The following is a 16,535-nucleotide window of genomic DNA, read 5'->3' on the forward strand; positions in this document are numbered from 1 at the left end:
GGCGTCTCTCAACCCGCCTTGTTCACGCGCATGTACCAGTCGACCAGCCGGCGGACCTGCCGCTGGGTATATCCGCGCTCCACCATCCGCTGCACGAATTCGTTGTGCCGCTTCTCCGTGACACTGTCCTGCTTGGAGCCGAAGCTTATCACCGGCAGAAGGTCCTGGACTTGGCCGAACATGCGCTTCTCGATGACCTCGCGAAGCTTTTCATAACTCGTCCAGGACGGGTTGCGGTCATGGTTGCGCGCGCGGGCGCGCAAGGCGAATTTGACCACTTCGTTGCGGAAGTCCTTGGGATTGGCGATGCCGGCGGGTTTCTCGACCTGCGACAATTCCTTGTCTAGGACCTCGCGATTGAGGATCTGCCCCGTGTCGGGATCCTTGTAGTCCTGATCCTCGATCCAGGCATCGGCGTAGGCGATGTAGCGGTCAAAAAGGTTCTGACCGTATTCGCTATAGGACTCCAGATAGGCTTTCTGGATCTCATGACCGATGAACTCGGCATAGCGCGTTGCGAGTTCCGACTTGATGAACTCGAGATAGGCGGCTTCCGTCTCCTTCGGGAATTGCTCTCGCTTGATCGCCTCCTCGAGGATGTACATCAGGTGCACGGGGTCGGCGGCGACCTCCTTGGTGTCGTAGTTGAAGGTCTGTGACAGGATCTTGAAGGCGAAGCGCGTGCTGACGCCGGTCATGCCCTCGTCGACGCCGGCGGCGTCGCGATATTCCTGGACCGACTTCGCCTTCGGGTCGATCTCCTTGAGGTTCTCGCCATCATAGGCGCGCATCTTGGTGTAGAGCGGCGAATTGTCGTGCTCGGCAAGCCGGGTCGAGACGGTGAAGCGGCTGAGAATGTCCAGCACCTCGGGCGCGCAGGGGCTGTTCGCCAGTTCGCTTTCGCGCAGCAGCTTCTCGTAAATCTGCCTTTCTTCGGTGACGCGAAGGCAATAGGGAACCTTGACCACGAGAATGCGGTCGAGGAAGGCCTCATTGTTCTTGTTGTTCTTGAATTGCTGCCATTCCGATTCGTTGGAATGGGCAACGACGATGCCCTGGTAGGGGAAGGCGCCGAAATTCTCGGTGCCGTTGTAGCTGCCTTCCTGCGTCGCCGTCAGCAGCGGGTGCAGCACCTTGATGGGCGCCTTGAACATCTCGACGAATTCGAGCAGGCCCTGCGTCGTCCGGTTCAGGCCGCCGCTGTAGGAATAGGCATCCGGATCGGACTGGCTGAAGTTCTCCAACTGCCTGATGTCGACCTTGCCGACCAGGGCCGAGACGTCCTGATTGTTTTCGTCGCCGGGCTCCGTCTTGGCTATGGAAATCTGGCGCAGCCGTGACGGCAACAGCTTGACGACGCTGAATTTGGAGATGTCGCCGGACAGTTCGTCCAGGCGCTTGGCCGCCCAGGGCGAGATCAGTCCGTTCAGGCGGCGGCGAGCTATGCCGTATTTGTCTTCCAGCAGATCGCTCATGCGGTCGGGATGGAAAAGGCCGAGCGGCGATTCGAAGACCGGGCTGATCTGGTTGCCGACCTTGAGCGTGTAGATCGGGCGCTGCTCCATTAGCTTCTTCAGCCGTTCGGCGAGCGAGGATTTGCCGCCGCCGACCGGACCCAGGAGATAGAGGATCTGCTTGCGCTCCTCGAGGCCTTGCGAGGCGTAGCGGAAATATCCGGCAATGCGCTCGATCGTGTCTTCCATTCCGTAGAAGTCGGAAAAGGAGGGATACACTTTGACGGTGCGGTTGGAGAAAATGCGGCCGAGTCGCTCGTCCTTGCTGGTATCGACCAGGTTTGGCTCGCCGATTGCCTCGACCATGCGTTCCGGGGCCGAGGCGTACATGGACTTGTCCTCTCGGCAGGCTAACAGGTATTGCTGGAGGCTGATCTCTTCCTGGGCCGCGTTGGAATAAATCTCCGAAAACAGATCGAAGACGTCTGATTGATGCTCGCGCATGATGCCTTGCCTCGACAGGCTGCCAATCGGCTCATCCACCTATTTAACTACCGGAATGCATTGTGGTTCCCTTCCCGGGAAGGAGAGTGCATGCAATCCGGCACCACCTCGTGAGACGCCCGACTGTCTCGAAAAATGCTCCGGTGGGTCCAGCACCTGTCAGCTTGGCGAGACCATCGCGTCTGCGCCAGCGCCAGCACGCAACCCGCGCCGAAGTCATGATCTAACGGGTGGGCCGATAGATACGCGCCAAGACTTGGCCCACGCTAGCCATTTCGCCGAAGAGGCGGAAAACTTCCTCCAACCGGAGATGGTCGAACGGCCCCATGAGGTCGTCGGCGACGAACGGAAAATCCGGCCTGAGCTTGGCAAACTCCTAATATCCGGCGAGGAGTAGTGCCAGGTAGAGCTGAAAACGCGCGCCCTTCGAAAAGCATCCGCGACCTTCGATTGGCCTCCCGCTTTGTCGCGATGAGGACCTCGCCACCCTTTGCCGGCTGGGACGTCAAGCCTGTGTACTGGCCGCGTGTGGTCAGTGCGAAGGCGTCGGAAGCCTTGTGGCGCTGCCAGATATCGAGACCGTGGGGACGAAAAAGCATCCGACCAAACGCCGCCCCTGACCGAGAGCGTCCCCCGTCGGAAAATGGCGTCGCACTTCCGATGAATCGGCTTTCGGAACTGGATGAACACTTCGACGAACGCCAGCAGTATTCCCTCCCCGGACGTGCCAGACCTCAGCCGAAATAACGGTCGATGGTAGTCAATAACAAATGATAGTTTTCGGCCTTGCCGTGGCTGAATTCTTTTAGGAACAAGTCGTCTCGCATCGAGTTGAGGCGGACCAACCCCACCACCAGGAGATCCGAGACATGGCGACCACGAAAACAGCCTCGCAGAAAGGCCTGAATGAACTTTTTCATGACACGTTGAAGGACATCTATTTCGCTGAGAAGAAGATACTGGCGACGCTTCCCAAGATGGTCAAGGCGGCGCAGAGCAATGACCTAAAGGCTGCCTTTGAAAAGCATCGCGGCCAGACCGAGGAGCATGTCGCGCGCCTCGAGGAGGTGTTCGAGGTGATCGAGAAGAAGCCGGTCGGCAAGACGTGCGCCGCCATCGTGGGCATTACAGAGGAAGGCGCCGAGATCATGGAAGAGTACAAGAGCTCGCCGTCGCTCGATGCCGGCTTGCTGGCGGCGGCGCAAGCGGTGGAGCACTATGAAATCTCGCGCTATGGCACGCTCAGAACCTGGGCTTCGGAGCTCGGTCTTACCGAGGCAGTCAATCTTCTCGACAAGACGCTGGGCGAGGAGAAAGAGACGGACGCCGCGCTCACCGAGCTTGCCGAATCCGCCGTCAACGTCGCCGCCGAAGCGGCCTAGGGCGGAGGCTGAGTCTTCCTCCCTCAACACTGTCTTCCCCGAGCCCATCCTTGGAGCTTACGCCTGCAATCGAGATCATGGCATGGAAAAAGCATTCAACCGTATGGCGCAGGCCGTCGCGCACGCCACCGGCAGGCCCTGGGCTTTCGCCCTTTGCCTGGTCTCGATTCTGGTCTGGGCAGGAACCGGACCGGTCTTTCATTATTCCGAAACCTGGCAGCTCGTCATCAACACCGGCACCACGATCATCACGTTCCTGATGGTGTTCCTGATCCAGAACACCCAGAACCGCGACGGGGCGGCCATTCAGGCCAAGCTCGACGAGCTGATCCGTTCGGGTAGAGCCAAGAACGACTTCATCGGTATCGAGCACCTCACGGAGGCCGAGGTCGACGAGTTCCGGGCCCGCTGCGCCGAAGCAAAGAGAAAGCGTGTGGCCAGGGCCTAAGAGCGGTTCGGCGTCTCACGGAAACTCACGGAATCGCCGAACCGCCAGTACCATTTTCCCATTCTGGTTGGTGTCAATGCCGGTGGAACGCTGTCAGGGGCCATTCTGGCGCAAGCTCCCGTCCACACGGTGGTCGTGGCTGTTTCTGTGGATCCGAGCGCGGTTCTTCCCAGCGAGCGTCTGCTTTGCGCGGAGGCGCCCTCGTGTCCTCAGCTTGGCGGCTTCGCGTACGGACCATCCGAGGTCCTGCAGGGCTTTTGGGATCTTGGTTTTACGCCCGCCAAGTCGAAAGAAGCGCGCACCTATTTTGCCTCGCTCCAACGTGCAGGCATGCCGATGAGTGTTCAGTCTGTCGGCAGTATCGCTAGTGATGCAGTGACCTCAATTGTCCAACCGCATTTCAATCTCGGCGACGTTAGCGGTATCTCGGCGCTTCCCTGATCGAGCCCGAACAGACGGCGGCGGCCTGACTGCGGTGATTCAGACATACGGTGAAAAATGGCACGCCAAAGACGTCGCACTGGTCGGCTACTCCTTTGGCGCTGACGTCCTCCCCTCCGTTTACAACGACCTCGCCACTGGGGTGAAATCCCATGTCGCGCAGATTTCGCTGCTTGAGTTCGCGAATGCAGCCGACTGGGCGACTCAGGTCAAAGGGTGGCTTGGCGCTGCGCCCAGTTCGGAAGCCGTTCCGATCGCAACAGCGATCGAGCAGGTGCCTTCAAAGTTGGTGCAATGTTTCTACGGGATGAGGAGACAGACACATTCTGCCACGGGCTCTCCTCGAGAGGTGTCGAGGTGATCAAGACAAGCGGCGACTATTACTTTGATGGCAACTATGCCCGTTTGGCCGAGCAGATCCTGGCTGGTTTCAACACGAGGGTCGCTGCAAGGATGTAGTGCTCGTCGACAACACACCGGGCTGGATTCCAACGCAGCCATGCGGCAAACGCGGCCACGGCATGATCGCAGCACTTCCGTTGCTATTCAGATTCGAGCACTGGAAGCAACTCAGCAATGGAAGATTCCGACCTTCGTGGCAGTCGTCAGTTTGCGATCATCTCAAGGGAACGCCTGGATAGATTATTCACCAACCTTACGAAATGTTCATGCAATGGCAATGACGTCGTAATGTGTGCGCAAGTTGCTCCGCGCAGTTTCTGTTGACGAGTCTCAGGCCCCTGTCAGCGCACCATGGACGAGCGCGCGCAGCTCTTTGCGCACCGGAATGGCGCTTGAAGGCAGCAGTTGCGTGAAGAAAATGACAACCATGTCGTCGACCGGGCTTACCCAGAAGAAGGTGCCTGCCGCCCCGCCCCAGCCATAGTCGCCCACCTGCGCCGAAATTTGTGCCTTCGCCGGAGCGAGGACGACGGAGCCCAGCAGGCCGAACCCGACGCCGTCAAACTGGGTTTCGGCCCAAACTTCGGTTGCCATCGAGGCAAGATCTCCCGATAGGTGATTGCACGCCGCCAATCTCAAGGTGCGGGGACTGAGGATGCGTTCGCCGCTGACTTCACCCCCAGCGCGCAGCATTTCGGCGAACCGCCAATAATCGTCGATGGTTCCGACGAGCCCGCCTCCACCGCAGAACGTATCAACCTTGCCTTGCCGCCATGCCGAAACCTCCGGCGCCTCGTGCAACGCCATCCCACCAGCCGTAGCCTCATAGAGCGGGGGAAAACGGCTGATCCCGGAGTCCGGCACAGAGAAGCCCGTGTCGGTCATTCCGAGGGGCTCGAAGATTCGCGTCGTAAAGTACTTGTCGAGCGTCATTCCGGAGACGACTTCCACGATGCGGCCGATGACATCGGACCCGACGCTATATTGCCACCTCGTGCCCGGCTCCCATTCCAATGGCAGCTCGGCGATCCTGCGGACCATCTTGTCGAGCCCACCGTAGGCCAAGGCGAGGCCAAGTGTTTCTTTGGCATAAGCCTCGCCGAGCAGGCGGGGGTTCGTAAAAAGGCTCAGGCCAGATGTGTGGGTGAGCAGATGGTGGATCGTCATCTTCGCCTTGACGGGCACGGTTTGGTCGAGCGACGTTGCGCCCGGTATCAGAAGCTGCACGTCTTTGAATTCCGGCAGGTATGCCTCGACCGGATCGTCGAGATGCACGCGCGCCTCCTCGTACAGCATCAATAGTGCGACGGCCGTGACAGGCTTGGTCATCGAGTAGATGCGGGCGATGAGGTCGCGCTGCCAAGGCCGCTTGGCTCCGACGTCGGCATGCCCGGCGCAGTCGAAGAAGGCGAGCTTTCCATGGCGCGCGATGAGCACCGCACCACCAGGCCAGCGCCCGGTGTCGGCGTAGCGCTGCATCCACCGTTTCAGTCGCGCCAGCCGCGCCTTGTCGAAGCCGAGGTTCGCAGGATCACGAACTGGTTCGCTACCAAATTGACCCATCGCGCCAATGTCCTGTCGCAGGCGGAGGCCCTTTGGACAATCCTGCGCTCTCCCCGCATTATTGCCAATAGTTGCCTGCTTGAACTTCAGTGAAGCTGCCGACGACGTCTGCTCTCAGGAAGCCCAAATTTAGCAAACGGCAAGTCGACCGCGGTGGACTGGCTGGCCACAGCCCGCAACTTGGATAAGGTCCTTGGATGCCACTAGCGCCGGAATCCACATCCGTCTAACGTTTCTCTATGGTCACATGTTCATGGCCCAAGGATTTAATGAAGCCCCCTCCGCCGCCTCTCGCGAACGACGGCAACGCGTCCTATTTCGGCCGCAGAGGCCGATTTTGCCTCCGCCCGAAAGCAGATATCGCAGCCGACCATGCTGAAGTCGCGCTCGCGCCATGTTCGCGCTTACGCGGGGACAAGCGTGAACGTCTCATCTCAACTTCCGCTACATTCCAGTCCAAACGAACGAACGCGCGTCTCGGTTGCGCATGAGCCAAGCTTGCATCAATGCAAACTAGTTGTCGGAACCGACGCCGACCTCAACGGCTCAGGGCGTCCAGCGCCCTTTGTGCCGCGATGAGGTCGACGATCGGATACCTAGTGTTAAATCTGTGGACCACCGCTTGCAGACGCGTCGCCGCCTCATGCACACGACCTTGCCGTGCCAGAACTGGTGCCAGTTGCGTTGCGGCGCGAAGCTCGAAAAGCCTCGCTTGCTGACGACGGGCAGTGGCAATTGCTGTTTCGAATAGGTGCGCGGCACCCGTCAGGTCACTTCTATCCGCGGCAATCTGGCCACGAAGGCGTATACATTCTGCTAGATAGCTCGCCTCGTCCGTGTGGAAAATGAGGGTATCGACATCATCAAGCATTTGCGATGCGTCTTCTATGCGACCGGCCCGCAGGAGAAGATCACAAAGTTCGCATGCTTTCTCAGGGGTATGAAATACGACGCCCTGCGCACGCCAGATAACCAAACTCTCCCAGACGTCATTGATGCCGGCATCCAGTTCACCTAAATGCGAGCGGGCATGGCCACGCCACCTGACGCCGCTGCTTCGACGCGCCGTATAGCCATGCAGTTCGCAAATCTCGACGATCTTCGTAGCGTTCTCAAGGAGTTCCTTGTATTGCCCAAGTAGCGCGCACAATTCGCACTGGGCGAGAAGACACCACGCGAGGTCGAAAGGCTTATCGACCTGGTTAAAATTTCGAATTAGGCGCTCTTTCTCTTCGACTGCAGCATCAAATAAACCCAATGTGATCAGCGTTTCGCTGAAATATTCCTGGGAAGAGACACGGGGTTGATCCGCACCGGCGAACAAGATACCAGGACTTGGGTCAACATGATCAAGCAAATCCAAGGCCTTGCGCAAAGCTTCCGCTGCCTGCGGCTGCTCTCCCCGATTGGAATGAGCCATCCCCTTGGTAGCCCAAAGACTACCCAGATGGGCCGCTGGAAGGAGATCGGCACAGTTTGCGAGCTGCTCATCGGCCAGGGTCAGGTAAGCTTGATTGCGCCCAGTGGCATAAAATAATGGAGCGAGTGAAAGCGCAACGTCACATTGCAATTCGACCGAGGCAGTTTTCGCGGCAGCAAGACGAGCATCTTCAAGCGTCTTCTCAAGGCGTTCAGACCGATACCCCTCGGCCTGCATCAAGGCGTTGGCCATCGCAAGGTGGAGACGTGTCATCCGTTCGGCGCCGCCGGACACATCGCCAAGTCTTTTGCTGCAATCGATAGCACTGGCAAAGTGCGACACGGCTTCCCGAGTGGCAGCTCGGGCTACGGCTGCCCCTGCCGCGCTTTGCCAGTGATCGAGCGCGCCCGCCCAATCCCCAGCTTGCTGAAGGTGGTGCGCGAGGAGCTCGGGTTGCGCTTCAGTGATTTCGGTCCACTTCTCCTCCAACACATCTGCGACCCGCTTATGCAGCTCCTGGCGTTTAGCACGCAGCAGCGTCCCATAGGCTGCGTCCTGAACGAGCGCATGCTTGAAGAGGTAAGTGGCCAGTGGCCGCGTCCCCCGGCAGAACACCAGACCGGCGCCGACGAGTTGATCCAGTGTGCCGTTTAGCTCAGCGGCATTTCGCTGTGCGACTGCTGCCAGCAATTCGTAGGAGAACTCCCGACCGAGAACCGCGCCGACCTGCGCGACCTCCTTAACGGCTGAGCCGAGGCGATCGAGCCGCGCCATCAACGAGGCATGCAGCGTGGCGGGAACGTTCAACGCCGTCGCACCAGCTCTTGAGAGCACTGCCGTGGCGTTCCCGCCCTCCAACACCGCCTTGGTCAGCTCCTCGACGAACAGTGGCACCCCATCCGTGCGCGCGATGATCTCCGCGACCACGTCGCTCGGCAGCTCTCCGGTGCCGACGACCCGCTGGACCAACGCGGCACCTTCACGACGATCGAGCCGATTGAGGACCATAACCGTGACGTGCGACTGCCCGATCCACGGTGGTTGAAACTCGGGGCGGAAGGTGAGGAGAAGCAGAACCGGCAGGCGCGGCACCCGCTCGATGACTAGGTCGAGCAGCTCGCGCGAGCTGGGGTCGATCCAGTGCACATCCTCGAAGAGCATCAGCACCGGACCTTGTCGCGCCAGATCTTCGAGCTGCCTGAGCAGCGCATCGAAGGTTTTCTCTTTCTTACGCTGCGGCGCCAGTTGGAGAGGCGGGAAACGGCCGTCGGTCGGCAACGACAGCAGCTCAGCCAGCAGCGCACCGTCCTCCGACGAGGCCGGGGCAAGCAGGGCGCCAAGCTTATCCAGCTTTCTCTCAGGCGGGTCGTCGCGCTCCAACCCGGCGGCGCGTTCTAGCTGCGCAATGGTCGGGTGGAGCGCGCTGTCTTGACGGTGCGGCGAACAGAAATAGCGCAAGCGAGTGTGTGGCTCATTCTGGATCCGCTCCTGCAAGGTGAGGGAGAGGCGCGACTTTCCGATGCCGGGCTCGCCTGAGAGCAGCACCACACGACCTTCACCACTTTTCGCGCGCTGCCAGTGGCGCTGAAGCAGGTCGACCTCCTCCTCACGCCCGACCAGCGGCGTCGGCGTCGTCCCATGCATTGCCTCGAACCGGCTTTCGACAGCGCTCTCACGAACCACTTGATAGGGATGAATCGGCTCCGGAAAGCCTTTCACCTCGAGGGCGCCAAGATCGCGATATTCGAAAAGATCGCCGACCAGCTGCCGCGTTTGCGGCCCGATCACGACCGCTCCGGGTTCTGCGAGAGCTTGTAGGCGGGCGGCGAGGTTCGGCGTCTCGCCCACGACGCCGCGCTCTTGCCCTTCGCCGGCGGTGATCAGATCGCCAACGACGACCTGCCCGGTGCCGATACCTATGCGAGCCCGCAACGGCTCGGGCTCTGCAATTCGCCTGACGGCATCGACGAGAGCAAGACCAGCGCGCACCGCCTGCTCGGCGGCGTTCTCGTGCGCCTGCGGGTAGCCGAAATACACCAAAACTCCGTCGCCCATATATTTGGCGACAAAGCCGCCGAAGTGGGCGACCGTATCGGCAACACACCGGTGATACGCTCCGATGATCTCACGCAGGTCCTCGGGATCCAGACGCGTCGCCAGCGCCGTCGAGCCGACGAGATCCATAAACATGACGGTCAGCTGTCGACGCTCCACGCTTAGCTCCCGGGTGCGGCTCTGAGCCGCGATGTCATCGATGCTCGCGTCGGGATGGCTTGACGACGGCAGCCTCACTACCGCCTTGCGGAATCGCTTGCGATGACCGAGGAGCATACCGAGCTTCTCGAGGTCGGCATCGGTCAGTTCCGGCAGGACTTCCGCGTCGATCGCGTTGTCGCGAAAGGCCTGCTCGTATTGCTGGAGTCCGAGGCCTCGCAACCAAGCGGCAACGTCCACACCACCTCTCCCAAGGCTGAATTCCGGTTCCTCAGCTGCAATACTAACTCAGATGACAAGGAAATGCTGTAGACCCCGATTTCTATCGGAACTGGAGCTCCCGCTGGAAGAATTTGGGGGGCTTCGAGCCCGGCATGGTTGCCGCGGCAGTGATAGCTTTTGGCAGCAAAGCCGCCGTTCCTTCCGCGCGCGAAACTGAACGGATCCGCGTCAAACGGCGACCCATTGCCGGCGGGCGATCCATGCTGACATATGGCTGATTAAACGGCGCGCGATCATCGAGGCGGAAAGGCCGTCAATGGGGCCGGAAAACGACCGTCTCCTATTGTGTAAGATCAGCGGTTAACACGCTGCCGGCAGCTGAGTTCGCAGCAGGCAAGATTCCCGGTGCCAAGCTGATCATCTACAACACTGGCGGACATCTTTTGGTTGGACAGACGCAGGAGGTTCGCACGGCGGTTCGCACGTTTTTGGCTAGCGCGGGCTTGATCCCGTCATCCGATAGCCCAAGACAGTGACTCTCTCCTGAGAGCCCTCGTTCCGCCAAAAGCAAAGATCGCACTCCAGCTTCAATATTCGCAACAGCACGGCTACGCTACTCGATATCAGCGGCGGCTCCGCATCATCAGCGTGTCGCGGCTTCCCGCCCAATGGCGGGCCAGCCGAAACAGATAAGCGACGATTCAAGAGGTCGCTCACTGGAAATGGTCCGTTCCGCGCCCGGCTTCGCGGCGGCGCGCTTTCGCAACAGTCATCGGCTGACCTGAGAGGAACCATGAGAAGAGCAGCGGGTTTTGGTTTGATGCCGACACGTTCGGCGTCCATCGTCCAAAGGAGGACATAATGAGACCAGCAACCGCAACTATGGCGGCTACCGTGATGATGACACTGTTGGCCTCGCCAGCGCTGGCGCAGATGGGCGGGACACCCACACCAGCATCACCGGCACAGCAGCAGGGAGCCGAACAATCTCCGGGAAACGCCCAGACCCAGGGCTCCATGCGTGAAATGATGCGTCAGATGATGCGTGAAATGATGCAGGAAAGAATGCAAGAGGACCGCAACCCCCAAGCAGAACGGGGCGGCGGCGGCCGATGGCACCGCGACTTCCGAGAGGGTCCGCCTGAAGGACGCAGCATGAGGGAGGGCCGCCATGGTATGGGAGCCCGGATGATGCATGGCGCAGCGATGCGCATGATGTTTGCGATAATGGACGCCAACGGCGATGGCGCGCTGTCGCAGAACGAGGTTCAAGATTTGGTTGGGCGGATATTTAACGCTGTCGACAACAACGGCGATGGCAATATCGACATGGAAGAAATTCAAACTTTCTTCCATGGAGCGTCCGATCAGCCACCGGAATAATCCATTGCCGGTGTCCCGGACCGGCGGCACGGAGGACAGAGATCCTCGAAAGCGACTGTGATCGGCGAGCTGTCGCGGCGGTTAACCGCGCGTGCTCTAACAGCGGATACTCGGTTTGGAGCACCGTCGGGAGGCGCCGGTTCGGATCCTGTTCGAGGGAGATCCGCCCAACTCTCGAGACGTTCGCTGCACGACATCGCCTGACGCGGTGGATCTGCTCAAGCGCCATACGCTTTCTGCCGGATCATGGGTGGGACCAACTATCTCGATTAGGAGGCCCACAATGAACGATCGTCTCTTCCAGTCCGTCCGGACTTTTGCCTGGGTTATCACAACTTGGCTCAGCAAGATCTTTGCCCTTGGCCGCGATGATGAACACATCGCGCGCCTTGCATCGGCCCTGGCGAAATCAATAGGGCTCGGGCGCAAGGCGGCTGCGCCTACACCCGCTGCGGCAGAAAAACCAAAACGGGCTGCCCGTGCGGTGGCCGCGACGACGACTGCTCATTCAAGTCACCCCGGAGAAAGTCCGCAAGGCACCTGCCAAAGCCTGACGGGCTGCATCTAGTCGAGGTGCCAGCCTATTGCGGGTCTGACCGCGGCGAATCCTCGCCTTTCGGCAAGGTTTTGCGGCGGTGCGCCTCTTCTTTCCGCGCTTGGGCAGCACTGCCGTCATGTCAACCAGCGCGTGGCGGCATATTGTTGGCGGCGACAAGGTTAGCTGGTTAGTCCGGGCATTTGCTGGAGCGCGTGTTTCTCCCTTCTGCTTGGAATTATGGGAATCGAAGATGGAATTCGTCTAAGAATCAGTGACTTACGAATTAAGTGGGGATGCTTGGCAATGCCGCTGCTGAAACTATCGCGTATCTGAAATGCGGGATAGTTTCATGGAGCTTGAAATTTGAGAGAAAACGAGTAACTTTCCCGTATCTGAGATACGGGAAAGTTACATCGATGCCTCTCCATCTCGTCGGCGAAAACATCGATAAAATGCGTGGTCACCGTCAGGCGGTGGCTGGCAAACTCGTCCAGCTAATGCGCGGTATCTACGTCGATGCCGACGACGACATAGACCAGATGGTGCGGACCTACGCGGTACGCCTCGCCAAATACCTCCATCCGAACAGCTACCTGTCGGCCGCCAGCGCCGTACTGCTCGGCCCGACGCGCGATGGCCGCCTGTTCCTGACCGGCCGCCGCGTGCACAGGCAGCGTATCCGCACGCTCGAAATCATCCAAAACAAAGCGCCAGCCCATCCGTCTGTCGCGCAGGCGATTGTGGGCGACGAGATGGGCGAACTGCGCGTGGACGTGTCTTCGCTACGGCAGCGTTTTCTGGAAGCCTTCCGCATCCGTAGCGAACATGCGGCCTCGTTCGACGAACCGATCAAAGAAGGAATCGCCGCGCGTCTAATCGAAGAATACGGCAGTCCAGACAGCGCCGCCGACGCCGTGTTCAAGCTCGCCCGTGACAACGACTGGATTGATGAAGGGAGTGCTGCCGAACGCTTCCTCAAACGCAAGCCGGTCGCGGCGGTCGCCGTCGCCAACCTGGCCGTGCTCGACCTGATTGTGGCCTGGCACGGGGCGCCGATCGGCAAGCTGGTCCACGATGGCTTCGAATGGCGATGGCATGGAGCCGATCCGGACGGGCCGCCGCTCGTGCGGCAGACTACACCCGGCAGACTGCCACCCTTCATTGAATCGCTGCTGCCGGAAGGCTGGTTAGGCCGTGTGCTGAATTACCCGGACAAACGGGCAGAGCTGCGCACCGGCAAGCGCTATATGTCGAATATCGCGATCGTGGAGCGGGTAAGCGAGCTGACGGTCCTGCCGGCAGAGGTTTTGCTGACGCGGCTGAACACCTTCACGACGAAGCATATGTTCACAGGGATCTATGCCGGTCCCGGTCGCGGCGACATCCACGATACGTTTGAGCAGAACCTGGCGAGGATGTTCGCAACAGGCGCGACACCGCGCCTCTCGGGCGTGCAGATCAAGGCGCCAATGTTCCTCGATGCTGACGGCACGCTGATGCCGAGTACGAACAAGCCGTTCACGCATATTTTGAAGCCGTCCGGCACGTCGGGATTCGAGGCGTTGCCCGCAATCGAATGGCAATCCATGGTACTCGGCCGCGCGGCTGGCTTCACCGTTCCGGCGATTGCACTCGTTGCTATGCCCGATGGCATGCCGCACGCCCTGGCGGTTGAAAGGTTCGATATCCGCACCAGCCTTGATGACGTACGCCGCCTGGCGCTCGAGGACATGGCGTCGGTCCTGGGCGTGCGTACGGAAGATAAATACACTGGCACCATGGAACGGATCGCTGGCGCACTTCGCCTCCTCTCGACCGACGCAGACGCGGACCTTCTGCTGCTTTTGAGGCGGGCGCTGTTTGCGTGGCTGATCGCAGATGGCGACATGCATCTGAAGAACATGGCAGTGCTGAAAATTGCTGAACCTGGCAGAGGAGATTTCAGTTCGGTTCGCCTGGCGCCGCTCTACGACGCGGTGTCGACGCGGATGTTTCCAAACCTGCAGCATGACCACATGGCGCTTAAAATCACCGGCAAGGACGAACGGCTGAAGAGAGCGGACTTCCGGCGTTTCTCGGCGACCGCGGGTATTGCGGCGGCGGCGGCGGACACGGCCATCGATGAACTGATTGCATCACTCGCACGCGGGCTGGACGACCTTGTGCTGCCGCTGCCGCTGACAGATGGTTCAGTCGGCGCTGAACGGGCAGCGCAGATGCGCGAGATTGTCCGCGAGCGCCTTGATACTTTTGAATAGCGTATGGATTGTATTTCCAGGGCGACCTATGAACAAGCGAGACGAATTCTCGCTGAAGACCAAGATGGCCGTGCTAGTAGCGTACCAAGTCAGAAAGTTGCCGAATTATCTCAATGCTTCGGAAACTGATGTTGAGCTGGACCCACTAGTGCTGGGAAGACAGAAGGATTTCCAATCGATGGTTTGGTCGCAAACCCACAAGATTGGTACATATGTATCTACGAATGTCAGCAAGTCCGGGTCAGATATCTGCGATGCGAGGGATCCGGCCTGATCGGTGGCTTAACGCCGTCGCATGATCCAGGGTTCAAGCAGCCTCCTCGGCCTGTCTGAGAAGCTGGCCAGCCCGCGCGCGGCCACCGTGGCTCAGCCGACGATCTCGGCGGTCACTCTTGGCCCGGAAAAACGCCTCCCCGGGCAGCCGCGGAGCAGGAACCGTATCGACCATTGTCGCTTTCCTGGCTAAAGGCGGCAGTTGCTAATCCACCCAAGACATACTGTCGGACGGCGCGTTGGAAGAATACAAGCGAGGGTGAGCATTACCCCGCCAGCACCATTGCTGCCTACAAGATCACGCGAGGTCGCCCAAATAGGCGCGGGAAGTCCGGTTCGCTAAGCGAAACCTCGATCGAAAACTATTCGCCCCATTGTTTAATCAGGCCCCTCTTGGTCGCCGATCAGTTCCGACATGACGTCGCCAGCCAGCAGCTTTTCTTTCGACAGCAGCCCTGCGTCCTCGAGCGCTTCGAAATCCGGCAGCTGGCGCAGCGTGTCGAGCCCGAACTGCGACAGAAAAGTCTTCGTCGTCACATAGGTGTAGGGCGCCCCCGGCTGCGGGCTGCGCGGCCCCGAGGCGATCAGCTCCTGTCCCCGTAGCACGCCGATCAGATCGCGCGAGACCTCCTTGCCGAAGAAGGAAGACAGCTCGCCACGCGTGATCGGCTGGAAATAGGCAATGCACATTAGCACGAGCGCCTCCGACTGCGACAGTTCTTTTGTCCCCTTCCCGGCCGTGCCAAAGGCGGCGTGGATGATGTCGCCAAAGACCTTTTTCGTCCGGTGCTGCCAGCCGCCGGCGACTGACACCAGCTCGTAGGGGCGGCCTTCGAGCTCGGCGCGGATGTCGTCGATGATCAGCTCGAGTTTGCAGTTCTTCCCCACCACGCGCGCTAGGACACTTCGCGTCACCGGTTCGCTGGCGGAAAAAATCACCGCCTCCACCCGGCCCATCCATTCACGCCAGCGCAGTTCTGGCGGCAGGTGATCGAGCTCGGTATCAAGCAGCGCCGGCTGATCGTTCGGCTTGTGGCGGGCAGAGGCTTCGCTCATCGCTAGAGTCCAAACAGCCGGAAGGTGGGACGGCCGGAAAGCTCGCGCACGGCCTCCAGTTGCTGCAGCCGTTCGAACAGCCGCCGCGATGCAAAGCGCGACAGATCCTTCGTCGTCAGCGATCCAGAGACGGCGTCTTCGTTGAGCAGCAGGAAGATCACCTCGCCGGCACCCTTGGCGCGCAGTTTCGGCGTCACCGCCAGGAGTTTTGCGGCGCGGCGCGACAACTCGTCAGCCAGCCGGCAGGCCTGCGCCGCCGCTTGAACGAGCGCCGCGCAGACCGCGCGCTCAAAATCTTTCTCCGCGGGTCGGATGCGCTTGGCGCCGACGGCCTCTGCGCGGAAAGACGGGCCAAAGGCCTGCGCCATCAGGAGCGGCAGCGGCCGCGGCCAGCGCAGGCATTGCGCCAGCACCAGGTCGGCGAGCCACCAAGCCAAAAGCTCGGCATCGGGGCGCATGGTGACGACGCGGACGGCGATCGCCGCGGCGGCGAACGGCGCCAGCCGCCGCGAGCGCGCCAGGTCGTCGATGTGTTCACAAAGCGCGGCCAGCGCCTCGACATCCCAATGGAGGCCAAGCTGGTCGACTATCTTCCCGAGCCGGTCAGGCGTAGCGACCGGCGGCTGCCCGGCCAACTGCCGCCAGGCGCCAAAGATGGTGCCGGCGGGTCCAGGGTCAGCCCCGGCCTGGCGCAGATACCAGGCGTCGCGCAAGGCGGCCGCGTCCTCGGCGCGGCCGGCGAGCCGCATGCCGGAGGCGGCGCAATCGAGCGCCAGCCGCTGCCGCCACGCGCCGGCCCAGGCAGGCTGCGCGCGGGCCAGCGTATCGAGGACACCCAGCGCGGCGCCAGCCCGAAAGGCGGCCTCGCCGTCGCGCGGCGCGCCGGCGCCTGCAATCGCCCAGGCCGGAACGGAGGGCGGCGCAGAGGAGCTGGCGGTCGCGGGATCAAGGCGAATCATGATTGTGGAGGGTAAAGC

The 16,535-nt window shown here is 60.7% G+C and carries 10 protein-coding genes; 5 read left to right on the forward strand and 5 right to left on the reverse strand.

Translation table 11 applies throughout. From position 1 onward, the window contains the following. Positions 1-8 precede the first annotated feature (8 nt). Positions 9-1,958, reverse strand: coding sequence for a PrkA family serine protein kinase (locus CK227_RS24025; protein ID WP_095774693.1), 1,950 nt, complete (start codon positions 1,956-1,958; stop codon positions 9-11). An 869-nt stretch (positions 1,959-2,827) separates the two neighbouring features. On the opposite strand from CK227_RS24025, the gene CK227_RS24035 reads away from it, so the two are divergent. Next, a complete protein-coding gene (locus CK227_RS24035; protein ID WP_095774654.1) occupies positions 2,828-3,340 on the forward strand; it encodes a ferritin-like domain-containing protein in 513 nt (170 codons plus the stop codon). 82 nt (positions 3,341-3,422) lie between these two features. Further along, on the forward strand, positions 3,423-3,788 hold the full coding sequence (locus tag CK227_RS24040) for a low affinity iron permease family protein (RefSeq protein WP_095774653.1): 366 nt from the start codon (positions 3,423-3,425) through the stop codon (positions 3,786-3,788). Between the two features lie 1,173 nt (positions 3,789-4,961). Here the strand turns inward: CK227_RS24040 and CK227_RS24055 are convergent. Both CK227_RS24055 and CK227_RS24060 read right to left on the reverse strand, forming a co-directional pair. Beyond that, on the reverse strand, positions 4,962-6,194 hold the full coding sequence (locus CK227_RS24055; protein WP_095774650.1) for a serine hydrolase domain-containing protein: 1,233 nt from the start codon (positions 6,192-6,194) through the stop codon (positions 4,962-4,964). Positions 6,195-6,732: 538 nt separating this feature from the next. Beyond that, complete coding sequence (locus CK227_RS24060) at positions 6,733-10,068, reverse strand: AAA family ATPase (protein WP_095774649.1); 3,336 nt, start codon at positions 10,066-10,068, stop codon at positions 6,733-6,735. An 843-nt stretch (positions 10,069-10,911) separates the two neighbouring features. On the opposite strand from CK227_RS24060, the gene CK227_RS24070 reads away from it, so the two are divergent. From CK227_RS24070 to CK227_RS24075, 3 genes are all read left to right on the forward strand, one after another. Beyond that, positions 10,912-11,433, forward strand: a complete 522-nt coding sequence (locus CK227_RS24070) for an EF-hand domain-containing protein (protein WP_095774648.1) — start codon at positions 10,912-10,914, stop codon at positions 11,431-11,433. 283 nt (positions 11,434-11,716) lie between these two features. Then, positions 11,717-12,001: a hypothetical protein gene (locus CK227_RS36280; RefSeq protein ID WP_143750520.1), complete on the forward strand. Its 285-nt coding sequence runs from the start codon at positions 11,717-11,719 to the stop codon at positions 11,999-12,001. Between the two features lie 386 nt (positions 12,002-12,387). Further along, positions 12,388-14,229 carry a type II toxin-antitoxin system HipA family toxin gene (locus tag CK227_RS24075; protein ID WP_095774647.1) on the forward strand — a complete coding sequence of 614 codons (1,842 nt, stop codon included), beginning with the start codon at positions 12,388-12,390 and terminating at the stop codon, positions 14,227-14,229. 651 nt (positions 14,230-14,880) lie between these two features. Here CK227_RS24075 and CK227_RS24085 read toward each other — a convergent pair. Together CK227_RS24085 and CK227_RS24090 are read right to left on the reverse strand one after the other, a co-directional pair. Then, positions 14,881-15,558, reverse strand: coding sequence for an SMC-Scp complex subunit ScpB (locus tag CK227_RS24085; RefSeq protein ID WP_095774645.1), 678 nt, complete (start codon positions 15,556-15,558; stop codon positions 14,881-14,883). Between the two features lie 2 nt (positions 15,559-15,560). Next, entirely contained in the window at positions 15,561-16,517 is a 957-nt protein-coding gene (locus CK227_RS24090) for a DUF1403 family protein (RefSeq protein ID WP_095774644.1), read from the reverse strand. Positions 16,518-16,535: the final 18 nt, after the last annotated feature.

This window comes from Mesorhizobium sp. WSM4308 (genome assembly GCF_002294905.1).
Lineage (GTDB): Bacteria > Pseudomonadota > Alphaproteobacteria > Rhizobiales > Rhizobiaceae > Mesorhizobium.